This is a genomic window from Sphingomonas citricola, from assembly GCF_019429535.1.
Classification (GTDB): domain Bacteria; phylum Pseudomonadota; class Alphaproteobacteria; order Sphingomonadales; family Sphingomonadaceae; genus Sphingomonas; species Sphingomonas citricola.
The window spans coordinates 15,746-36,264 of the sequence record NZ_JAHXZM010000003.1; the positions used below are offsets into that span (position 1 = coordinate 15,746).

Consider the following 20,519-nt stretch of genomic DNA (forward strand, 5'->3'; position numbering starts at 1 on the left):
ATCAGACGAGCGCGCGAGCCTCGTCGTCCATCGTGCCCGATACCTCGTTCGCCTGCAGGATCATGTCGGTGTGTGCCGCCCCCGACGGGATCATCGGGAAGCAGTTGGCGAGTTTCGCCACGCGGCAGTCGACCATCACCGGGCCGTCATAGGCGAGCATATCGGCGATCCCGCCGTCGAGCTGGTCGGGTCGCTCGATCCGGATGCCTCTCCAGCCATAGGCCTCCGCCAGCCGCACGAAATCGGGGAGCGAATCGGAATAACTCTCCGCGTAGCGGCTCTCGTACGTCAGCTCCTGCCACTGACGCACCATCCCCATATATTCGTTGTTGAGGATGAAGACCTTGACCGGCAGGCGGTACTGCGTCGCGGTGGCGAGCTCCTGGATATTCATCTGGATCGACGCCTCGCCCGCGATATCGATGACGAGCGCGTTCGGGTTGCCGAGCTGCGCGCCGATCGCCGCGGGCAGGCCGTAGCCCATCGTACCGAGCCCGCCGCTGGTCAGCCACTTGTTGGGCAATTCGAAGCCGAAATATTGCGCCGCCCACATCTGATGCTGGCCGACCTCGGTCGTGATGATCGGCTGGCGCGCGTGCGTCGCCTCCCACAGCGCGCGCACCGCGCGCTGCGGCATGATCTCGCCGCGAAAACCGTTCGGCTCGTCCTCGGGGAAGGCGAGGCTGTCCTTGGCGCGCCATTCGGCGATCCGCGCCCACCATGCCGACAGGTCGGGCTTGGCATATTGCCGCGACTTCCACACGCGGATCATGTCCTCCATCGCGCGACCCGCGTCGGCGACGATCGGCAGATCGATCCGCACCGTCTTGTTGATGCTCGACCGGTCGATATCGACGTGGATCTTGCGGCTGTTGGGTGCGAACGCGTCGAGCCGCCCGGTGACACGGTCGTCGAAGCGCGCGCCGATGTTCACGATCAGATCGGCCTGGTTCATCGCCCAGTTCGCCTCGTACGTGCCGTGCATCCCGAGCATCCCCAGGAACTGCGGCGACGACGCGGGGTAGGCACCCAGACCCATCAGCGTCGAGGTGACCGGTGCGCCCGTGATCCGCGCCAGCTCGATCAGCAATTGCGCCGCCGCCGGACCCGAGTTGATCACCCCGCCGCCGGTGTAGAGCACCGGGCGTTCGGCCGCGGCAATCATGTCGACCGCCTGCTCGATCGCGGACCGGTCAGCCTTGAGCGCAGGGCGATAGGTCTTGTGCTGGATCGGGCCGGGCTTGCTGTACGCGGCGGTCGCGACCTGCACGTCCTTGGGGATGTCGATCACGACCGGACCCGGACGACCCGAGGTGGCGATGTGGAACGCCTCGTGGATCGTCGCGCCCAGCAGCGCAGGATTTTTCACCAGATAATTGTGCTTGGTGCAGTGGCGCGTGATGCCAACGGTGTCGGCCTCCTGGAACGCGTCCGATCCGATCAGGTGGGTGGGAACCTGACCCGTGATGACGACCATCGGGATCGAATCGAGCATCGCGTCGGTGATGCCCGTGATCGCATTGGTCGCCCCCGGCCCCGAGGTGACGAGCACGACGCCGGGCTTGCCGGTCGAGCGGGCATAGCCCTCCGCCGCGTGCGTCGCCGCCTGTTCGTGGCGGACGAGGATGTGCTTGATCTTCCGAGCACGGAACAAGGCGTCGTAGATCGGCAGCACCGCGCCGCCGGGATAGCCGAACACGACCTCCACGCCGAGATCGACCAGCGCCTCGACCAGGATGTCCGCTCCGCTTCGCTCAACCACCATGCTGCTCCCGTCACGCGGCAGGCCTCATGCCCGCCGGATGCCGGTGCGCTAGTGCGCCGAAAATTGCGCGTCAACCGTCTTGCAGGAAATAAAATTGCGGATCGAGCCTTTCCATTCGCTGCCAGGTCGGCGGCGGCTGGTTGCGGAACCACGTGAATTGCCGCTTGGCATATTGGCGAGTGGACAGTTGCGCGCGCGAGATTGCCTCATCGCGATCGAGCGATCCGGCGAGCATCGCGGCGATCTCGGGCACCCCGATCGCGCGCAGCACCGGCGCGTCTGCGGGCACGTCGTCGCGTCGCGTCAGGGCTGCGACTTCCTGCACGGCACCCTCGTCGAACATCGCCTCGAGCCTCCGGTCGCAGCGCGCGAGCAATTCCTCGCGATCGGGCACCAGCACGGCGGCCGACAGCGTGATGCGTGCCCCGATCCCGCCCGCGTGCTGGCGCTGCCAGTGCGACAGCGGGTGTCCGGTCGATCGCACCACCTCCAGCGCGCGCGCCACCCGCGTCGTATCCGCGGGCGCCAGCCGGGCGGCGGCGGACGGGTCCTCGCGCGCGAGTGCCGCATACGCGTCGGCCACTGGTAGCGCACGCACCGCGGCGCGGATGTCCACGTCGATCTCGGGTACCGGCGCGATCCCGTCGAGCAGGGTGCGCAGGTACAGCCCGGTTCCCCCGACCAGCACCGGCACGCCGCCGCGCGCGTGCACCGCGTCGATCGCCGCCGTAGCGTCTCTCGCCCAGCGCGCAGCCGAACACGCCTCCGCCCCGTCGACGTAACCGAACAGCCGATGCGGCACGCGCGCCTCGTCCGCGGTCGATGGTCGCGCGCTCAGCACGCGCAGGTCGCGGTACACCTGGCTCGCGTCGGCGTTGATCACCGTGCCGCCGATCCGCTCGGCCAGCTCGATCGCCATCGCGCTCTTGCCGCTCGCGGTCGGCCCTGCGATGAGCGCGACCCTCGGGTGCGGACTTGGGGATTGAATAGTGGGCGAGACGATGTTCACGGCAACGCTGATAGCAGCGGGGCGGCTGACCCCCAACACGCTGGCGGACACGCGCGAATGCCTCGCAGCGGCGGGCTGCGCGCCGACGACGTGCGCGTGGATCGACGAGGGCGATGCCGCCGACCTGACCTTCGCCCACGCGCCCGACGCCGCCCGCGCGACGCTGGAGGGCGCGTTCGACCGCGTCGACGTGGTTGTCCAGCCACTGGAGGGCCGCGCCAAGCAATTGCTCGTCGCCGACATGGATTCGACCATGATTACCGTCGAATGTATCGACGAGCTCGCCGACTACGCCGGGATCAAGCCGCAGATCGCGGAGATCACCGAGCGCGCGATGCGCGGCGAACTCGATTTCGAGGCGGCGCTCGACGCGCGTGTCGCTTTGCTGCGCGGGCTCGACGAGGCGGCGATCGATCGCTGCCGGGCCGAGCGTGTCACGCTGATGCCGGGCGCGCGCACGCTTGTGCGGACGATGCGCGCGCGGGGCGCCACCGCGATCCTCGTATCGGGCGGCTTCACCCGCTTCGCCGAGCCGGTCGCGGCCGAAATCGGCTTCAACCAAGCGATCGCCAACGTGCTCGAGATCGCGGACGGCCATTTGACCGGCACCGTCGCGCGCCCGATCGTCGGTGCGGCGACCAAGAAGGCGACGCTGCTCGAGCATCGCGCCGCGCTCGGCCTCGCCGACGGCGCGACGCTCGCGGTCGGTGACGGCGCGAACGACCTGTCGATGATCGAGGTCGCGGGTCTGGGCGTCGCCTATCTCGCCAAACCGATCGTCGCGGCGGCCGCGGCTGCGCGGATCGATCACAATGACCTGACCGCCTTGTTGTGGGCGCAGGGCATCCCCCGCGCCCAATGGGTCGACTGAGCGGGCGATTTCGCGCCTGCCCGGCCCGCGTCACCCCGCCAGCGCTTCCTTCACCAGCCCGCTCGCCTTGCTCATGTCGAGGTTGGCGGCGTGGCGTGCCTTCAGCTCGGCCATCACGCGGCCCATGTCCTTCATGCCGCCCGCGCCCAGTTCTTCCTTGATCGCCTTGATCGCCGCGCGCGTCTCGTCTTCGCTCATCTGCTGCGGCAGGAAGCGTTCGATCACCGCCACCTCGGCCTCCTCGGCGGCGGCGAGTTCTTCGCGCCCGCCCTTGCGGTACATGTCGATCGACTCGCGGCGCTGCTTGACCATCTTCTGCAGCACTTCGACCACCAGCGCGTCGTCGCCGGGGGTCCCGGGTTCGGGCGCATTGCCGGTGCGCGCCTCGATGTCGCGGTTCTTCACCGCCGCCTGGATGAGGCCGATCGCGGCGCGGGCTTCCTTGTCGCCCGACTTCATGGCGGCGATCTGGGCTTGCTTGATGTCGTCTCTGATCATGCCGCCCGCGATAGCGCGGCGGCGCGCGCGACGCGAGAGGGGCCGCGCGATCGGTTGACGAACGGGGGCGGTGGCACTAGCGGGCGGGGCTTAGCGACATCGCAGATTTTGACCCAGGAGTGCCCGCCGATCATGGCCGACGCCAAGCCTTTGCACGCGCCCGTTATCGCTCCCCAGCCCGACGGCGCCACCGGCGTCCTCGTGCTCGCCTCGGGTGAGGTCGTCTGGGGTCGCGGCTTCGGCGCGGAAGGGCAGGCGGTCGGCGAGGTGTGCTTCCACACCGCGATGACGGGTTATCAGGAGATCATGACCGACCCGTCGTTCGCCGGGCAGATCATCACCTTCACTTTCCCCCACATCGGCAACGTCGGGGCGAACCCCGACGATATCGAGGCCGACGCCCCGCACGCGCTCGGCATGATCGTGCGCGAGGACGTGACCGCGCCGTCGAACTTCCGCGCGGTCGAGAATCTCGACGGCTGGATGCGCCGCCACGCGCGCATTGGCCTGTCGGGCATCGACACGCGCGCGCTGACGAAGCGCATCCGCGCGGGCGGCGCGCCCAACGGCGTCGTCGCGCATTCGGCCGCGCGCGAATTCGACCTCGATGCGCTGCTCGAAATGGCGCGCGCGTGGCCGGGGCTGGAGGGAATGGACCTCGCCAAGACGGTGTCGACCGAGACGCATTACGCCTGGGGCCAGACGCGCGAGGGCGGACCCTGGCGGCTCGGCTTCGGCTACGGCACGCAGGGTGACGACGCCCGCCCGCACGTCGTCGCGATCGATTACGGCAGCAAGCACAACATCTTTCGCAACCTCGTTCACGCCGGCGCAAAGGTCAGCGTCCTGCCCGCCACCGCGACGTTCGAGCAGGTGATGGCGCTCGCGCCCGACGGCATCTTCCTGTCGAACGGCCCGGGCGACCCCGCCGCGACCGGTGAATACGCCGTGCCGGTGATCCGCCAGTTGCTCGACACCGGCAAGCCGCTGTTCGGCATCTGCCTCGGTCACCAGTTGCTCGCCCTCGCGGTCGGCGCGCGCACGACCAAGATGTTCCAGGGCCATCGCGGCGCCAATCACCCGGTCAAGCGCGTCGACGCGGACGGTGCGACCGAGCAGGTCGAGATCACCAGCATGAACCACGGCTTCGCGGTCGAGCGCGACAGCCTCCCCGCGAACGCACGCGAGACGCACGTCTCGCTGTTCGACGGCAGCAACGCGGGGCTGGAGCTGACCGATCGCCCGGCGTTCTCGGTGCAGTATCACCCCGAGGCAAGTCCGGGGCCGCAGGATAGCTTTTATCTTTTTGAGCGGTTCGTAGGTTCTTTGCGTTGACCGCAAATCGGAAGCCTTGGCGACCCGAATATCGGTTCCGACGTTTCGAGTTTTCACGTGATATGAGAGCCAACCAAAGGCCAATCCCGCCGCTTAGATTTGGACCTGGGCTCACTCGATCGGGCCTGAAGCGGATCGCGGAGCACTACGGCATTGTCTTTGTTGAGGTCGACCAAAGATCGCCGAAGGCTTTCCAGCTTAGTGTGCCGCAACCGCTCAACATTGATCGGTTGCGCCGATTAGCCAATTATATCGATCGAACACCAAGACTGACGGGCCTCGCCAGATTATCGCGAGCCATCAGACGGCAGCTCGCGATGCACGACCGCCTCCTTCACAAGAGATATTAATGCCTAAACGCACCGACATCTCCACCATCCTCGTCATCGGCGCGGGACCGATCGTCATCGGTCAGGCGTGCGAGTTCGATTATTCGGGCACGCAGGCGATCAAGGCGCTGCGCGAGGAGGGCTATCGCATCGTCCTGGTCAATTCGAACCCGGCGACGATCATGACCGATCCCGATCTCGTCGGCAGCGACGGCGCGACCTATGTCGAGCCGATCACGCCCGAGGTCGTCGCGCGAATCATCGAGAAGGAGCGCCCCGACGCGGTGCTCCCGACGATGGGCGGGCAGACCGCGCTCAACACCGCGCTCGCGCTGTTCCGTGACGGCACGTTCGAGAAGTTCGGCGTGCAGATGATCGGCGCCGACGCCGACGCGATCGACAAGGCGGAGGATCGCCTGAAATTCCGCGACGCGATGGACAAGATCGGGCTAGAAAGCGCGCGCTCGGCGATCGCGCACACCGAGGCCGAGGCGCTCGCGGGGCTGGAAAAGGTCGGACTGCCCGCGATCATTCGCCCGAGCTTCACGCTCGGCGGCACCGGTGGCGGCGTCGCCTACAACCGCGAGGAGTTCCTCGACATCGTCCGCAAGGGGCTCGACGCCTCGCCGACGACCGAGGTGCTGATCGAGGAATCGCTCCTCGGCTGGAAAGAATATGAGATGGAGGTGGTCCGCGACCGCGCGGACAATTGCATCATCATCTGCTCGATCGAGAACGTCGACCCGATGGGGGTCCACACCGGCGACTCGATCACGGTTGCGCCCGCGCTGACGCTGACCGACAAGGAATATCAGATCATGCGCAACGCGAGCATCGCGGTGCTGCGTGAGATCGGGGTGGAGACGGGCGGCTCGAACGTCCAATTCGCGGTCAATCCGAAGGACGGTCGCCTGATCGTCATCGAGATGAACCCGCGCGTCTCGCGCTCCTCGGCGCTCGCGTCGAAGGCGACCGGATTCCCGATCGCCAAGGTCGCAGCGAAGCTGGCGGTCGGCTACACGCTCGACGAGATCGAGAACGATATCACCGGTGCGACACCCGCGTCGTTCGAGCCGACGATCGATTACGTCGTTACCAAGATCCCGCGCTTCGCATTCGAGAAGTTCAAGGGTGCGGAAGCAATCCTCTCGACCGCGATGAAATCGGTCGGCGAGGTGATGGCGATCGGTCGCAACATCCACGAATCGATGCAGAAGGCGCTGCGCGGGCTGGAAACCGGTCTGTCGGGCTTCAATCAGGTCGACGCCCTCGTCGGCGCGCCGCGCGCCGAGATCGAGGCCGCACTCGCGGTCGCCTCGCCCGACCGGCTGCTCGTCGCCGCGCAGGCACTCCGCGAAGGTTTCACCGTCGCCGAGGTCCACGCGATCGCGAAATACGATCCCTGGTTCCTCGAACGCATCGCCGAGATCGTCGCCGCCGAGGCCGAGGTGATGGAAAACGGCCTGCCGATCGACGCCGCAGGGATGCGTCGGCTCAAGTCGATGGGGTTCAGCGACAAAAGGCTCGCGTGGCTGGCGCTGCAATCGGCCAATTTGCGCGGCATGAGCCGCGGCATCGCGCGTGGCTCGGGGCTGATCCACGAAGCGGTCAAGGCGATGACCGGCGGCGTCACCGAGGACGAGGTGCGCGCGCACCGCGTCAAGCTGGGCGTCCGCCCCGTCTTCAAGCGGATCGACACCTGCGCCGCCGAATTCGACGCGAAGACGCCGTACATGTACTCGACCTACGAGGCGCCTAGCTTCGGCGAGCCCGAGAGCGAGGCGATGCCGTCCGACCGCCGCAAGATCGTCATTCTGGGCGGCGGCCCGAACCGGATCGGGCAGGGGATCGAGTTCGATTACTGCTGCTGCCACGCCTGCTTCGCGCTCGCCGACGCCGGGTTCGAGACGATCATGGTCAATTGCAACCCGGAGACGGTGAGCACCGACTATGACACCTCCGACCGGCTCTATTTCGAGCCGCTGACCGCCGAGGACGTCCTCGAAATCCTCCACGTCGAGCAGTCACGCGGCGAGCTCGTCGGCGTGATCGTCCAGTTCGGTGGGCAGACCCCGCTCAATCTCGCGCGCGCGCTCGAGGCAGCGGGCATCCCGATCCTCGGCACCGCGCCCGACGCGATCGACCTCGCGGAGGATCGCGAACGCTTCGCTGCGCTCGTCAACAAGCTGCGTCTGCTGCAACCCTCGAACGGCATCGCGCGCAGCCGCGACGAGGCGATCGCGGTCGCGCACCGCATCGGCTACCCGGTCCTCATGCGCCCGAGCTACGTGCTCGGCGGCCGCGCGATGGAGATCGTCGACAGCGATCAGCAGCTCGACGACTATATCCAGACCGCGGTGCAGGTGTCGGGCGACTCGCCCGTCCTCATCGACCAGTATCTGCGCGACGCGGTCGAGGTCGACGTCGACGCGATCTGCGACGGCGATCAGGTCGTCGTCGCGGGCGTGCTTCAGCATATCGAGGAGGCGGGCGTCCACTCGGGCGACAGCGCCTGCTCGATCCCGCCATACAGCCTGAGCGCAGAGATCATCGCCGAGATCGAACGCCAGACCGAGGCGCTCGCGCGCGGTTTGAACGTCGTCGGCCTCATGAACATTCAGTTCGCGGTCAAGGACGCGCAGGTCTATCTGATCGAGGTCAACCCGCGCGCCAGCCGCACCGTACCCTTCGTCGCCAAGGCGATCGGCGCCCCGATCGCGAAGATCGCCGCGCGCGTCATGGCGGGGGAGAAGCTCAGCGATCTGCCGCCGATCGATCGCCGCATCGATTATGTCGCGGTCAAGGAAGCCGTTTTCCCGTTCAACCGCTTCCCCGGCATCGATCCGGTGCTCAGCCCCGAGATGAAATCGACGGGCGAGGTGATGGGAATCGACCGCGACTTCACCACCGCCTTTGCCAAGGCGCAATTGGGCGCGGGCACCATTCTCCCGTCATCGGGCGCGGTGTTCGTCAGCGTGAAGGACAGCGACAAGCCGCTGATCGTCCCCGCTGCGCGCCAGTTGGTCGACGCCGGGCTGACGATCGTCGCGACCGGGGGAACCGCCGACTATCTGACCCGCGCCGGTATCCCGGTCGAATTGGTCAACAAGGTGGCGCAGGGGCGTCCGCACATCGTCGATCGGATCAAGGACGGCGGCATCGCGCTGATCTTCAACACGACCGAGGGGTGGCAGAGCCTCAAGGACTCGCAGCCGATCCGCTCGAGCGCGGTGAACGGGCGTATCCCTTATTTTACAACCGCATCCGCCAGCGTCGAGGCGGCGAAGGCAATTGCGGCGGGCGTCCTGTCGACCGCGAGCGGCACGCTTGAAGTGCGCCCGTTGCAATCCTATTATTCGCAATCGCACAACTGAACCTCGGACAGATAGTGATCGTGCGTGCGGCTTCGCAGGGGGAGGCCGCTCGGGGGCGTTTGAAGGAAGTGATGCATGGCGACCGTTGAAAAGATGCCGATGCTGCAGGAAGGCTATGAAAAGCTGAATGCGGACCTGAAGCGTCTGAAGATCGAACGCCCGCAGATCGTCGACGCGATCGAGGAAGCACGCGCGCACGGCGACCTGTCCGAGAACGCCGAATATCACGCCGCCAAGGAACGCCAGGGGCAGATCGAGGCATCGATCGCCGATATCGAGGACAAGCTCAGCCGCGCGCAGATCATCGATCCGCGTGACCTGTCGGGCGACAAGATCGTGTTCGGCGCGACGGTGACGCTGCTCGACGAGGACGACAAGCCGATCCGTTACCAGATCGTCGGTCAGACCGAGGCCGACGCGAAGGGTGGCCGCATCAGCTACAATTCGCCGCTCGGCCGCGCGCTGATCGGGCGGAGCGTCGACGATGAAGTCGAGGTGACGGTGCCGTCGGGCGACCGTTACTACCTCGTGTCGAAGATCGAGTTCATCTGATCGGTCAGCCGGGCGAACTGATGCCTGGCGGTTAGTCGAACAACACTGAGGTGCTTGGGCGTCATTTGGGCACGCCATCCCCGCTGACCCGTCGGATGTACAGGGCGATCAGCGTGGGACCACGCTAGCCAAGTGACCTGTCTCGCGTCGATCGATCTACCTCAGGGGGTCGGTCACGCATACATAACATCAGCGACGCCGCCCCCTTAAATTGGGGCGACGTCGTGTCTCACTCAGCCTTGCTTGGTCAGCGACGGCTCGAGCAATCGGTGCAGGTGCACCACGACGTACTTCATCTCGGCGTCGTCAACCGTGCGCTGGGCGGCGCCGCGCCACGCTTTCTCGGCACTGGCATAGTCGGGAAAGACGCCAACGACGTCGATCGAATTGAGGTCGTTGAATTCCAGCGTGCGCGGGTCGCTCACGCGCCCGCCGAAAACGAGGTGAAGCTTGCTCATGCGCGCCCCTCTAACGTCGTCGGCGGGAAACGTGAAGGGTCAGGCGACGCCGGTCTGCGCGCCCGACTGATCGTCGGCGTGGCGAAGCTCCTTCTTGCCCGCCGACGCCGCTGCCTTACCCGCCGTGGCCGCGGCACCGGCGACGTTCTGGAGCAGCGTCTTCACCTGATCCTTCGCGCCGCCCTTGGTCAGGCCGATGTTCTGCAATTCGCTCTTGCCGCTCTCGCGTGCCGCGGCGACCGCCGCGAGCGCGGTCGCACCCAGACGCTTGCCGACCGGCGCGAGCAGCTCGCGTTCCTTCTGGCTCCGCGGCACGATCGCGCCGACGAGTGCGCCCAGCGCCAGCCCACCCGCGACGATCGCGAGCGGATTGGTTTCGGCTGCCTGCGCCGTCTGATGCGCGAGCTCGCGTGTCTTCTCGCGCGTGGTTTCGACCGCGTCGCTCACGGCCGCCTTCGCGGTGTCGAGGCTGTCGCGCAGCGCGCCATGGTCGTTCGCATGATGGTGGTCGGTCATGTCGTCGTTCCTTTCGCGAACGGGTTCGGGCCTTATCGGCCGCGTTTGAGGTGAGGGGGTGTTGCCGCCGATGGCGGGCGCTTGCTCAGGCCAAGCGCGCGCGCCAGCGGCTTGCGGCACAACAGCATGACGATCGCCGCGACCCCGCCGGTCACGGCCGAGGGGTTCCGCATCGCCGTCTTGACCGAGGCGCGCGCTGCGAGCTGCGCGCCCTCCGTCATATTCTCGGCCGCGGTGCGTGCGAGCTTGCGCGGGGCGAGTTGCTCCTGCAACTGCTCGACCGTCCCGTTCAGGCGCGCGCGCGCTTCCGCCGCACGCGCCTCGGCCGCCGCGACGTCGGCCGGCGAACTCACGCGTCCACCTTCGGCGACAAGCGGTTCTTGCCGATCACCGCGAGAATGGCGGCGGCCAGGAACGTCCCGCCGACCACGATCAGGGTGGCTAGACCCGGCCCGGTCAACGTCGCGAGCGTCTCGATCATCCCGACGAGGAGCGCGATCAATCCGGCGAGTGCCAGCACGCCCGCGATCGCGAAGAAGATCACGGCGTTGCGATAGCGCGCGACCGCTTCGCCGACCTTTGCTTTCTGCAACGCGATCTCGGCGCGGGCGACGTCTTTCGCGTCGCCCGTCAACCGCGAGACGAGGTCGGTGAGGCCCGGCTCGGGCGCCACCTTGTCGCGGATGGCGTCGGCCGCGCGCCGAAACGGCGTCACGTTGGAGCTGTCATCCATCGTGTCAGGCGCCGCGCTGGTCGACACCCGCCGACACCAGACGCGCGATCGCGAACCCGAACGCCGCCGCGATCCCCACTGCCACGCCGGGGCTCTTCTTCACCAGCTCGCGCGCTTCGTCGAAAATCTCGTCGACCGTCGTATCGTCCAGCTTCGCGCCGAACGACTGCACCTGATCGGCGGCGGTGCGCGCATATTGGCCGTATTGCTTGCCCAGCTTGTCGTCGACCTGCGCCGCGGCATCGTTCAGGATCTGCGTCAACTGCCCCAGCGCGTCGGTCGCCTTCGACTTGCCGTCCTCGGCGAACAGCCGGACCCGGTCGGTCGCCTGGTCACGCAGTCCCGCGGCGCCCTGCTTGATCGTATCGGCGGCCTCGCCACCTTTTTGCGCGACCTTGTCGACCGTGCTCGACGCGCCTGCGGCAACGCTGTCCGTGCTCGCGATCTTCAGCGGGGCAGCGGCCCGGAACGACGCGTCGCCGCTCGGCGTCTGGGTGTCTGCGCTGGTCATCGGCGCCAAATCGTTGCGATCGTTCGCGTCGGGCATCGTGGTCATGTCCTTTATCGTTTCGTCGTGAACCCCGCGCGCCGCAGCCGGTTCCCTCGCGTTGCGGCATCCCCCGCCGCTCGCTACAGCCGCCCACGACATGCTTGCCCGAACAGCTAGGGGGATCGTTACGTGACCGCAATCATCGACATTCACGCACGCCAGATCGTGGACAGCCGCGGCAATCCGACGGTGGAGGTCGATGTGCTGCTCGAGGACGGCAGCTTCGGCCGCGCGGCGGTGCCGTCGGGCGCCTCGACCGGCGCACACGAGGCGGTCGAGCGTCGCGACGGCGACAAGGCGAAATGGGGCGGGAAGGGCGTCGACCAGGCGGTCACCGCGGTCAACGAGGAGATCGCGGGCGAGATCGTCGGCATGGACGCCGAGGATCAGCTCGAGATCGATCACGCGATGATCGCGCTCGACGGCAGCGAGAACAAGGGCCGCCTAGGCGCGAACGCGATCCTCGGCGTCAGCCTCGCGGTCGCGAAGGCCGCGGCCGACGCGCGCGGCCTGCCGCTCTACCGCTACGTCGGCGGCGTCGCCGCGCACGTGCTGCCGGTACCGATGATGAACATCATCAACGGCGGCGAACATGCCGACAATCCGATCGACTTCCAGGAATTCATGATCATGCCGGTCGGCGCGCCCTCGCTCGGCGAGGCAGTGCGCTGCGGGTCGGAGATCTTCCACACGCTGAAGAAGGGGCTCCACGACAAGGGGCTCGCAACCGCGGTCGGCGACGAGGGTGGCTTCGCCCCCAATCTCGCCAGCACCATCGACGCGCTCGACTTCATCATGACGAGCATCGAGAAGGCGGGCTACACGCCGGGCGACGACGTCATGCTCGCGCTCGATTGCGCCGCGACCGAATTCTTCAAGGACGGCAAATACGTCATCTCGGGCGAGGGGCTGACGCTCGAACCCGGCGCGATGGCCGACTATCTCGCCGACCTCGTCGCGCGTTACCCGATCCTGTCGATCGAGGACGGCATGGCCGAGGACGATTTCGAGGGCTGGAAGGCACTGACCGACGCGGTCGGGGGCAAGGTCCAGCTCGTCGGCGACGACCTGTTCGTCACCAACCCGAAGCGGCTGCGCGACGGCATCGGCCGCGGGCTCGCCAATTCGTTGCTGGTCAAGGTCAACCAGATCGGCACGCTGTCCGAAACGCTCGAGGCGATCCGCATCGCCGAGCGCGCGGGCTACACCGCGGTCATGAGCCACCGGTCGGGCGAAACCGAGGATGCGACGATCGCCGACCTCGCCGTCGCGACCAATTGCGGACAGATCAAGACCGGCAGCCTCGCACGTTCGGACCGGCTTGCGAAGTACAACCAGTTGATGCGTATCGAGGAAGAGCTGGACAAGGTCGCGCATTACGCGGGCCGCGACGTGCTGCGCACGCGCTAAACCGCCTTGCAAAAGCGGCGCATCTGCGCGATTCTTCGCCTCGATGCGCCGCAAGCCGACACCGCCGTCCATGATCCTCCGCCGCGCCGCCGCGCCTGCGGCCGCGCTGTCAGTGATGGCGTTCTTCGGCGCCTACGCGGTGACGGGCTCGAACGGCATCTTCGCGCTCGGCGACTATAAGCAGCAGATCGCTGCGCGCGAGCTTCGTTTCCAGCAGCTCGATCAGCGCCGCACGATGCTGCGCAACCGCGTCGCACTGCTCGATCCGCGCCACGCCAATCCCGACCTCGTCGACGAACTGGTGCGCAAGGAACTGAACGTTGCGCATCCCGACGAGGTGATCGTTCCGCTCAAGTAAGTGAGGCGGGGCCGCATCGCGCGACCCCACCCCAATTCAGATCAGCGCAGGAACGTCAGCAGATCCTGCGTCAGCCGATCGCCCTCGGTCGCGAACAGGCCGTGCGGCGCGCCGTCATATTCGACCAACTGACTGTTCGCGATCCCCGCGGCCGCGGCACGGCCCGCAGCGTCGATCGGCACGGTCTTGTCGGACGTGCCGTGCAGCACGAGCGTCGGGACGCGGAAGGCGGCGAGGTCGGGGCGGAAATCGGTGTGTCCGAAGCTCTCCGCGCACGCGAGTGTCGGCTTCAGCCCGGCCTGCATCGCCAGGCGCCACGCCCAGTCGATCGTCGCACTGCTGACGGGGCTGGTCAGATAGCCCTCGCCGAAGAAATCCTTGAAGAACGACTGGAAGAAGGCCGGGCGGTCCTTCTTGATGCCGTCACCGATCTCCTGCAATTTCTCCTCGGGCGTGCCGTCGGGATTGTCGTCGGTCTTGAGCATGTACGGCACCACCGACGAGATCAGCCCGGCGGAGGTGACGCCGCGACCGTCGTGGCGGCTCATATAGCGCGCGACCTCGCCGCCACCCATCGAGAAGCCGACGAGGCTGACGTCGCTCTCGGCACCCGTCGCCTTCAGCACGTCGGCGAGATCGTCGGTTAGCGAATCGTAATCGTAGCCCGACCACGGCTGGCTCGAACGGCCGAAGCCGCGACGATCGTATGCGATCACGCGGAAGCCCGCATCGGCCAGCGCCATCATCTGCGGGTCCCAGCTGTCCGACGACAAAGGCCAGCCGTGGATGAGGACGACCGGGCGGCCCGAGCCCCAGTCCTTGACGTAGATGTCTGTTCCGTCGCGGGTTTTGACGTAAGGCATGCGGCTAGCTCCAGCCCGTTGTTGAGCGGGATCAACGTGGTGCTGCGCGCGACGTTCCGGTCAGCGTGCTTCCGTCTCTAGGAAGAGCTCGACGCGGTCGAGCGCCACCGTCTTGTCGAGGAACGTCTCGCCGATCCCGCGCGCGAGCAGTAAGGGCAGGGTGCCGGCCGCCATCTTCTTGTCGTGGCGCATGTGCTCGACCAGCCGCGCGGCCGGCGCGGTGATGCGCGACGCCGCCAGGCCATCGGGCAGCCCGCTCGCGCGCCAGTGCGCCGCGACGCGGTCGGCATCGTCGCGCGAGCACAGACCGATTGTTGCCGAATAGTCGAAGGCGAGCCCGCATCCCGCTGCGACCGCCTCGCCGTGGAGCAGCCGGTCGGAAAAGCCCGCTTCCGCCTCCAGCGCGTGCCCGAAGGTGTGGCCGAGGTTGAGCAACGCGCGGCGTCCCGTCGTCTCGAACTCGTCCTCGCCGACGATGCGCGCCTTGGCCGATACCGCGTGCGCGATCGCGTAGGCCCGCGCGTCGGCGTCGCCCGCGATCAATGCCGCGCCGTTCGCCTCGCACCACGCGAAGAAGTCGGCGTCGTCGATCAGGCCGTATTTCACCACTTCGGCGTAACCGGCCCTGACCTGCCGTTCGGGAAGCGTATCGAGTACGTCGGGATCGATCAGCACGACGCTCGGCTGGTGAAACGCGCCGATTAGGTTCTTGCCCGCGCGCGCGTTGATCCCCGTCTTGCCGCCGACCGAACTGTCGACCTGCGCGAGCAGCGTGGTCGGCACCTGCACGAAACGGCAACCGCGTTTCAGGATCGCGGTGGCGAACCCGACGAGGTCGCCGATCACCCCGCCGCCCAGCGCGATCACGTGATCCTGCCGCTCGACGCCTGCCGCCAGCAACGCGTCGCACAACCGCTCCAGCACCGCCCAGCTCTTCGTGCCCTCGCCCGCGGGCAGCACGATCTCGCTCGACACGATGCCGGCTGCGCGTAGCGATTGGCGGAGCGTCGCGAGATGCGGCGCGACATGCTCGTCCGCGACGATCACGACCGGTCGCGTGCCGATCACCGGCGATAGCTCGTCGCCCGCACGCGTCAGCAGCCCGCTCGCGATCCGCACCTCGTAGCTGCGCGCACCCAGCGCGACTGGAACCACCGTCATCGACCAATTGCCTCCAGGATCGCGCGCACCGTGTTCTCGTGCGGCGCATCAGCACTCGCGACGCGCAGGTTCGCGAGGCTGTAATACGGGGTACGCTTCGCCGCGAGGTCGCGCAGCACCGCGCCCGCGTCGCGTCCGCGCAGCAAGGGGCGCGTGTCGCGGCGTCGTACCCGGTCGACCAATACCTCGACCGGCGCATCGAGCCAGATCGACAGCGCGTCCGACAGGATCAGCGCGCGGGTCTTGTCGTTGATGAACGCGCCGCCGCCGGTCGCGATCACCTTGGGGCTGCCGTCGATCAGCCGCGCGATCACGCGGCGCTCGCCGTCGCGGAAATAAGCCTCGCCGAACCGGTCGAAGATGTCGGCGATCGTCATCCCGGCGGCGTGCTCGATCTCGTGGTCGGCATCGACGAACGGCAATCGCAAGCGGTTGGCGAGCCGCCGCCCGACCGTCGACTTGCCCACCCCCATCAACCCGACCAGCACGATCGGTTGCCCCGTCCAGGCGGGTGTCACGGGCGGGCTATGCAACATGATGAGGCGGGCTATACAGCGCACTTCGACGCCGGCGCCAGACCTAGCGCTCGGTGATGTGATCCGTTCATGCTAAGGTCCCGATATGCGTTTCATCGTCTCGCTCGTGGTACTGATCGTTCTGGTCGTGGGTGCCTTGTTCTTCTTCGCGGGGCGCGCGACCGAGCGGCCGATGACGCAGATCGAGAAGCCGGTCGAGCTCGGCAACCTTGCCAATTAAGCACCTGCTGATCGGGGTTGCGGCGGCCGCGATCGCGGCGACCGCGCTCGCGCAGGAACGACCCGAGTCGCTGCTTCCGCCGGGGTTCGGGCAAACGCCCGCGCCGGCGCCGACGCCCACGCCTGCCGCGACCAGCGACGCGAGCGCGCCGCCGCGTGCGTCGACGGGCGCCGGACCGCTGCCGGCATTACCCCCGCTCGTTCTTCCCAGCCCGACTCCCTCGGCCGCGCCATCCCCCGATGCGGCGCAGCTCGCGCTCTACGAAATGCCGGCATTCGCGCGTCGTTCGCTCGCGCAGGTCGGCCCGATCGGTGCGGGCGACGGCGGCGTCAGCGCAAATGCGTTCGGCCGCGTCGACGGGCGCTATCTCGAAACGCTGATGCGGCGATTGTCGGCACCGGTGCCGTCGCGCTGGTTGTCGATCGCGCTGCGCCGGGTGCTCGCGTCGCGCCTCGATACGCCTGCGCACGTCAACGGCGCCGATTTCGCGGCCGAACGCGCATGGCTGCTGCTTCGCATGGGGGAGGCGGTCGCCGCGCGGGCCGTGGCCCAATCGGTCGACGCGACCAACGTCACGCCGAAACTCGCGCAGGTGTGGATGCAGGCGGCACTGGCCAACGCCGACCCCGCGGGGCTGTGCACACTCGCGCAGATGCCGCGCATCGCCGCGAGCGAGCGCGGCTGGGTCGTGGCGCAGGCGATGTGCGCCGGGCTGACCGGTGAGCCGACGCGCCCGCTGATCCAGGGCCTGCGCCGCCGCCACATCGCGAGCGGGATCGACCTGCAATTAGCTCAAAAGGTGATCGGGGCAGGGGCCGACAGCCGGCAGGCGATCACGATCGAATGGGATCCGGTGTCGCAACTGACCGCGTGGCGCTTCGGTCTCGCGACCGCGACGGGCGTGGCGATCCCCGATACGCTCTATGCGACGGTCGGCCCGCAGGTAACGGGCTGGCGCGCGCTCGCCCCCGCGATCCCGCTCGCGGATCGCATCGTCGCGGCGGAACAGGCCGCCGCGATGGGGGTACTGTCGAACGCCGCGCTCGTCGATCTGTTCGCAAGTTCACGTGAGCTCGAGGAAGCGCCTGCCGACCTCGCGCAGACCGCCAACGATCTGCAGGACGCCTATGTCGGGACCGACCGCGCGACGCGGATGAAGGCGATGACGACGCTCTGGAACGGCGCGCAGACCCCTGCAATGCGGTACGCGCGCCTGATCCTCACCGCGCGCGCCGCGGGCCGGCTGACCGTGTTCGACGGCGTCGACCAGCCCGATCGGCTGATCGCCTCGATGTTGTCGGCCGGGCTCGATCGCACCGCGATGCGCTGGCAGGGGCATGTCCCCGGCGGCAGCGACGCGTGGGCGCTGCTGCAGATCGCCGACCCCGATCGCACCGGCACCGGCTGGGGTAGTGTCGACGATTATTCTCCGACCGGGGCGAACGCCGCGCGCAAGAAGGAACTGTTCTTCGCCGCGATGGCCGCGCTCGGCCGCATGTCGGCGGGCGATATCGAGAGCCAGGCGTCATCACTCGACGTCCGCATCGGCGCCGCCAACGCCTGGACACGCGCACTCGACCGCGCGGCGGCCGAGGGGCAGTCGGGCACGGTCCTGCTGCTCGCCGCGGTGGGGATGCAGACCGGCGACTGGGCGGGCGTTCCCCCGGCCGCCTTGTACCGCATCATCGCCGCACTGCGCGCCGTCGGGCTGTCCGGAGAAGCGCGAATGATAGCGGCCGAGGCACTGACGCGGCTGTGAGGCGCGAGTGAACGCCTCGCCATCACCACCCGGCGACCGCGACGCGATCGAGCGGTTCATGGAAATGATGGCCGCGCAAGCCGGTGCCGCCCGCAACACGCTCACGGCTTACCGCACCGATCTGCGGCTGGCTTCCGAATCTCTGGGTGGTTCGCTCAGCGTCGCGGATGCGTCGGCGCTGCATCGCCTGGCGGCGCATTGGAGCGATCTGTCGCGCGCCACGGTTGCGCGGAAAGCGGCTGCACTGCGGCGCTTCTTCGCGTTTCTGGTCGAGGAGGGCGACCGCCCCGACGATCCGTCGTCGGCACTGCCGCGGCCGGGCACCGACCGCGGTCTTCCACGCACGCTGTCACACGACGACATCGATCGTTTGTTCGCGGTGGTTGCGGCCCGGCTTGAGCGCGATCCACCGCTCGTGCCTGACCTGCGCCTGTCGGCGTTGATCGAGCTGCTCTACGGCTCGGGCTTGCGCGCCAGCGAGTTGGTCAGCCTGCCACGGCTCGCGGTGCAACCGGACAAGCCGTTTCTGATCCTGAAGGGCAAGGGCGGTCGCGAGCGTCTGGTGCCCTTGTCCGACCGCGCGCGTGCCGCGGTCGCGGCCTGGCGTATGCACGTGCCCGCCGATCAGGCGTTCCTGTTCCCTTCCGGCAAGTCGCATTTGTCGCGCGTGCGCTTGTTTCAGATCGTGCGCGCCGTCGCCATCGAGGCCGGGATTGCCCCCGACCGCATCAGCCCACACGTCCTTCGCCACGCCTTCGCGACGCATCTCCTCGAAGGCGGCGCGGACCTGCGCGCGTTGCAATCGATGCTCGGCCACGCCGACATCGCGACGACCGAGATATACACGCACGTCGACCGCCGGCACCTGGTCCAACTGGTGAACGAGCGGCATCCACTACGCGAGGCGCTCGTTGACGCTGGCGCGCGCGCGTCCTAACCGCGCGCGATGCTCAAATTCCTCGACTTCGAGAAGCCGATCGCCGAACTCCAGGCGCGTATCGACGAACTGCGCGATACCGGGGCGGAGGGCGGCGTCGACATCGCCGCCGAAGTGTCCCGGCTCCAGGCCAAGTCGGACAAGCTGCTGAAGGACACGTTCGCCAAGCTGACGCCGTGGCAGAAGACGCAGGTCGCGCGCCATCCCGAGCGGCCGCACTTCAAGGATTACGTCGCCGGGCTGTTCAGCGAATTCATGCCGCTCGCGGGCGATCGCGCATTCGGTGACGATCAGGCGATCCTCGGCGGTTTCGCGACCTTTCGGGGGCGCCGCGTCATGGTGCTTGGCCATGAGAAGGGCGATGATACCGCAACGCGGCTTCGTCACAATTTCGGCATGGGTAAGCCCGAGGGGTATCGCAAGGCGATCAGGCTGATGGAGCTTGCCGACCGCTTCGGTCTGCCGGTGATCACGTTGGTCGACACGTCGGGCGCATTTCCGGGCATTCAGGCCGAGGAACGCGGTCAGGCCGAGGCGATCGCGCGTTCGACCGAGACGTGTCTATCGCTCGGCGTGCCGCTCGTGTCCGCGATCGTCGGCGAGGGCGGCTCGGGTGGCGCGGTGGCGCTGGCGAGCGGCAACAAGGTGCTGATGTTCGAGCACGCGGTCTACTCGGTGATCTCGCCCGAGGGGTGCGCATCTATCCTGTGGCGCACCGCCGACAAGGCGGCCGACGCCGCAGAGGCGATGAAGGTGACCGCGCAGGATCTGAATGCGCTGGGCGTCGCCGACACGATCGTCCCGGAGCCGCTGGGTGGGGCACATCGCGATGCCGCGCGGGCGATTGCCAACCTAGGCGATGCGATCGAGCAAGCACTCGGCGATCTGGTTTCACTCGATGCGGCGGCACTGCGTCAGGCGCGCCGCGCGAAATTCCTCGCGATGGGGCGGCTTTCCTGATCACGCCGGTCATCGAATTTGGACAAATAAAAAGGGCGGCAGGACAATGGTCCTGCCGCCCTTCTTCGTCATTAGCCTGCCGCGGTGACGCCGGCTGCCATCTTCGTCTGTGCCTTGGTGAACGTGGACGTCAGCTGGTTGCCCAGGCTGCTCATCGCGGTGATGGCGGCGATCGCGATCAGTGCGGCGATCAGGCCGTACTCGATTGCGGTGGCGCCCTTGCTGTTCTTCAGGAATGCGCGAATCTGCTGCATGTCGATCTCCAGTGGCTATTCGAAACTTCAGTTACCCGGCTGGTTTTCCGAAGCTCGGTAGCCAGCAATCG

General features: G+C 67.6%; 22 protein-coding genes. 10 read left to right on the top strand and 12 right to left on the bottom strand.

Annotated features, from left to right (window positions below; genetic code table 11):
- Position 1: 1 nt before the first annotated feature.
- Both ilvB and miaA read right to left on the bottom strand, forming a co-directional pair.
- Positions 2-1,762 carry a biosynthetic-type acetolactate synthase large subunit gene (ilvB, locus tag KZ810_RS07600; protein ID WP_219769033.1) on the bottom strand — a complete coding sequence of 587 codons (1,761 nt, stop codon included), beginning with the start codon at positions 1,760-1,762 and terminating at the stop codon, positions 2-4.
- Between the two features lie 73 nt (positions 1,763-1,835).
- Positions 1,836-2,768, bottom strand: coding sequence for a tRNA (adenosine(37)-N6)-dimethylallyltransferase MiaA (miaA, locus tag KZ810_RS07605; RefSeq protein WP_373369151.1), 933 nt, complete (start codon positions 2,766-2,768; stop codon positions 1,836-1,838).
- On the opposite strand from miaA, the gene serB reads away from it, so the two are divergent.
- Entirely contained in the window at positions 2,767-3,645 is an 879-nt protein-coding gene (gene serB / locus KZ810_RS07610) for a phosphoserine phosphatase SerB (RefSeq protein ID WP_219768430.1), read from the top strand. The genes miaA and serB overlap by 2 nt on opposite strands.
- Before the next feature lie 30 nt (positions 3,646-3,675).
- Here serB and KZ810_RS07615 read toward each other — a convergent pair whose 3' ends face one another.
- A complete protein-coding gene (locus tag KZ810_RS07615) occupies positions 3,676-4,143 on the bottom strand; it encodes a GatB/YqeY domain-containing protein (RefSeq protein WP_219768431.1) in 468 nt (155 codons plus the stop codon).
- Positions 4,144-4,275: 132 nt separating this feature from the next.
- On the opposite strand from KZ810_RS07615, the gene carA reads away from it, so the two are divergent.
- From carA to greA, 3 genes are all read left to right on the top strand, one after another.
- Positions 4,276-5,478: a glutamine-hydrolyzing carbamoyl-phosphate synthase small subunit gene (gene carA, locus KZ810_RS07620; RefSeq protein ID WP_219768432.1), complete on the top strand. Its 1,203-nt coding sequence runs from the start codon at positions 4,276-4,278 to the stop codon at positions 5,476-5,478.
- A 349-nt stretch (positions 5,479-5,827) separates the two neighbouring features.
- Positions 5,828-9,181, top strand: coding sequence for a carbamoyl-phosphate synthase large subunit (gene carB / locus KZ810_RS07625; protein WP_219768433.1), 3,354 nt, complete (start codon positions 5,828-5,830; stop codon positions 9,179-9,181).
- A 75-nt stretch (positions 9,182-9,256) separates the two neighbouring features.
- Positions 9,257-9,733 carry a transcription elongation factor GreA gene (gene greA, locus KZ810_RS07630; protein ID WP_219768434.1) on the top strand — a complete coding sequence of 159 codons (477 nt, stop codon included), beginning with the start codon at positions 9,257-9,259 and terminating at the stop codon, positions 9,731-9,733.
- A gap of 233 nt (positions 9,734-9,966) precedes the next feature.
- On the opposite strand, the gene KZ810_RS07635 is transcribed toward greA, so the two are convergent.
- The 5 genes from KZ810_RS07635 to KZ810_RS07655 are packed head-to-tail and all read right to left on the bottom strand — an operon-like array spanning position 9,967 to position 11,996.
- Entirely contained in the window at positions 9,967-10,191 is a 225-nt protein-coding gene (locus KZ810_RS07635) for a DUF4170 domain-containing protein (RefSeq protein ID WP_219768435.1), read from the bottom strand.
- Between the two features lie 39 nt (positions 10,192-10,230).
- The gene (locus tag KZ810_RS07640; protein ID WP_219768436.1) at positions 10,231-10,707 is read right to left on the bottom strand and encodes a hypothetical protein; all 477 of its coding nucleotides are present in this window, start codon (positions 10,705-10,707) and stop codon (positions 10,231-10,233) included.
- A 32-nt stretch (positions 10,708-10,739) separates the two neighbouring features.
- Entirely contained in the window at positions 10,740-11,060 is a 321-nt protein-coding gene (locus tag KZ810_RS07645) for a DUF3618 domain-containing protein (protein ID WP_219768437.1), read from the bottom strand.
- Positions 11,057-11,440 carry a phage holin family protein gene (locus tag KZ810_RS07650; RefSeq protein WP_219768438.1) on the bottom strand — a complete coding sequence of 128 codons (384 nt, stop codon included), beginning with the start codon at positions 11,438-11,440 and terminating at the stop codon, positions 11,057-11,059. The genes KZ810_RS07645 and KZ810_RS07650 overlap by 4 nt, the downstream gene beginning before the upstream one ends.
- A 4-nt stretch (positions 11,441-11,444) precedes the next feature.
- The gene (locus KZ810_RS07655; protein ID WP_219768439.1) at positions 11,445-11,996 is read right to left on the bottom strand and encodes a hypothetical protein; all 552 of its coding nucleotides are present in this window, start codon (positions 11,994-11,996) and stop codon (positions 11,445-11,447) included.
- A 123-nt stretch (positions 11,997-12,119) separates the two neighbouring features.
- On the opposite strand from KZ810_RS07655, the gene eno reads away from it, so the two are divergent.
- Together eno and KZ810_RS07665 are read left to right on the top strand one after the other, a co-directional pair.
- Positions 12,120-13,400, top strand: a complete 1,281-nt coding sequence (gene eno / locus KZ810_RS07660; protein WP_219768440.1) for a phosphopyruvate hydratase — start codon at positions 12,120-12,122, stop codon at positions 13,398-13,400.
- A 70-nt stretch (positions 13,401-13,470) separates the two neighbouring features.
- The gene (locus KZ810_RS07665; protein WP_258044640.1) at positions 13,471-13,758 is read left to right on the top strand and encodes an FtsB family cell division protein; all 288 of its coding nucleotides are present in this window, start codon (positions 13,471-13,473) and stop codon (positions 13,756-13,758) included.
- 41 nt (positions 13,759-13,799) lie between these two features.
- Here KZ810_RS07665 and KZ810_RS07670 read toward each other — a convergent pair whose 3' ends face one another.
- Genes KZ810_RS07670 through KZ810_RS07680 form a run of 3 tightly spaced genes read right to left on the bottom strand, consistent with a single transcriptional unit; the run spans position 13,800 to position 16,318 of the window.
- Complete coding sequence (locus KZ810_RS07670) at positions 13,800-14,621, bottom strand: alpha/beta fold hydrolase (protein ID WP_219768441.1); 822 nt, start codon at positions 14,619-14,621, stop codon at positions 13,800-13,802.
- 60 nt (positions 14,622-14,681) lie between these two features.
- The gene (gene aroB / locus KZ810_RS07675) at positions 14,682-15,782 is read right to left on the bottom strand and encodes a 3-dehydroquinate synthase (protein ID WP_219768442.1); all 1,101 of its coding nucleotides are present in this window, start codon (positions 15,780-15,782) and stop codon (positions 14,682-14,684) included.
- Positions 15,779-16,318: a shikimate kinase gene (locus KZ810_RS07680; protein WP_219768443.1), complete on the bottom strand. Its 540-nt coding sequence runs from the start codon at positions 16,316-16,318 to the stop codon at positions 15,779-15,781. The genes aroB and KZ810_RS07680 overlap by 4 nt, the downstream gene beginning before the upstream one ends.
- A gap of 85 nt (positions 16,319-16,403) precedes the next feature.
- Here KZ810_RS07680 and KZ810_RS17225 point away from each other — a divergent pair, with 85 nt between their 5' ends.
- Genes KZ810_RS17225 through KZ810_RS07695 form a run of 4 tightly spaced genes read left to right on the top strand, consistent with a single transcriptional unit; the run spans position 16,404 to position 20,194 of the window.
- Positions 16,404-16,538 (top strand): hypothetical protein, encoded by a 135-nt coding sequence (locus KZ810_RS17225; RefSeq protein ID WP_258044641.1) that lies wholly within the window; start codon positions 16,404-16,406, stop codon positions 16,536-16,538.
- Positions 16,528-18,297, top strand: coding sequence for a hypothetical protein (locus tag KZ810_RS07685; RefSeq protein WP_219768444.1), 1,770 nt, complete (start codon positions 16,528-16,530; stop codon positions 18,295-18,297). Before KZ810_RS17225 ends, KZ810_RS07685 begins: the two co-directional genes overlap by 11 nt.
- Before the next feature lie 58 nt (positions 18,298-18,355).
- Positions 18,356-19,234 (top strand): tyrosine-type recombinase/integrase, encoded by an 879-nt coding sequence (locus KZ810_RS07690; RefSeq protein WP_219769036.1) that lies wholly within the window; start codon positions 18,356-18,358, stop codon positions 19,232-19,234.
- 9 nt (positions 19,235-19,243) lie between these two features.
- Complete coding sequence (locus KZ810_RS07695) at positions 19,244-20,194, top strand: acetyl-CoA carboxylase carboxyltransferase subunit alpha (RefSeq protein WP_219768445.1); 951 nt, start codon at positions 19,244-19,246, stop codon at positions 20,192-20,194.
- A gap of 71 nt (positions 20,195-20,265) precedes the next feature.
- Here the strand turns inward: KZ810_RS07695 and KZ810_RS07700 are convergent, their stop codons facing one another.
- Positions 20,266-20,448 (bottom strand): Flp family type IVb pilin, encoded by a 183-nt coding sequence (locus tag KZ810_RS07700; protein ID WP_219768446.1) that lies wholly within the window; start codon positions 20,446-20,448, stop codon positions 20,266-20,268.
- Positions 20,449-20,519: the final 71 nt, after the last annotated feature.

Coding starts and splice junctions, on each gene's coding strand:
- serB (WP_219768430.1), top strand. CDS start 2,767: ATGTTCACGGCAACGCTGATAGCAGCGGGGCGGCTGACCCCCAACACG.
- KZ810_RS07615 (WP_219768431.1), bottom strand. CDS start 4,143: ATGATCAGAGACGACATCAAGCAAGCCCAGATCGCCGCCATGAAGTCG.
- carA (WP_219768432.1), top strand. CDS start 4,276: ATGGCCGACGCCAAGCCTTTGCACGCGCCCGTTATCGCTCCCCAGCCC.
- carB (WP_219768433.1), top strand. CDS start 5,828: ATGCCTAAACGCACCGACATCTCCACCATCCTCGTCATCGGCGCGGGA.
- greA (WP_219768434.1), top strand. CDS start 9,257: ATGGCGACCGTTGAAAAGATGCCGATGCTGCAGGAAGGCTATGAAAAG.
- KZ810_RS07635 (WP_219768435.1), bottom strand. CDS start 10,191: ATGAGCAAGCTTCACCTCGTTTTCGGCGGGCGCGTGAGCGACCCGCGC.
- KZ810_RS07640 (WP_219768436.1), bottom strand. CDS start 10,707: ATGACCGACCACCATCATGCGAACGACCATGGCGCGCTGCGCGACAGC.
- KZ810_RS07650 (WP_219768438.1), bottom strand. CDS start 11,440: ATGGATGACAGCTCCAACGTGACGCCGTTTCGGCGCGCGGCCGACGCC.
- KZ810_RS07655 (WP_219768439.1), bottom strand. CDS start 11,996: ATGACCACGATGCCCGACGCGAACGATCGCAACGATTTGGCGCCGATG.
- KZ810_RS07665 (WP_258044640.1), top strand. CDS start 13,471: ATGATCCTCCGCCGCGCCGCCGCGCCTGCGGCCGCGCTGTCAGTGATG.
- KZ810_RS07670 (WP_219768441.1), bottom strand. CDS start 14,621: ATGCCTTACGTCAAAACCCGCGACGGAACAGACATCTACGTCAAGGAC.
- aroB (WP_219768442.1), bottom strand. CDS start 15,782: ATGACGGTGGTTCCAGTCGCGCTGGGTGCGCGCAGCTACGAGGTGCGG.
- KZ810_RS07680 (WP_219768443.1), bottom strand. CDS start 16,318: ATGTTGCATAGCCCGCCCGTGACACCCGCCTGGACGGGGCAACCGATC.
- KZ810_RS17225 (WP_258044641.1), top strand. CDS start 16,404: ATGCGTTTCATCGTCTCGCTCGTGGTACTGATCGTTCTGGTCGTGGGT.
- KZ810_RS07690 (WP_219769036.1), top strand. CDS start 18,356: ATGGAAATGATGGCCGCGCAAGCCGGTGCCGCCCGCAACACGCTCACG.
- KZ810_RS07695 (WP_219768445.1), top strand. CDS start 19,244: ATGCTCAAATTCCTCGACTTCGAGAAGCCGATCGCCGAACTCCAGGCG.
- KZ810_RS07700 (WP_219768446.1), bottom strand. CDS start 20,448: ATGCAGCAGATTCGCGCATTCCTGAAGAACAGCAAGGGCGCCACCGCA.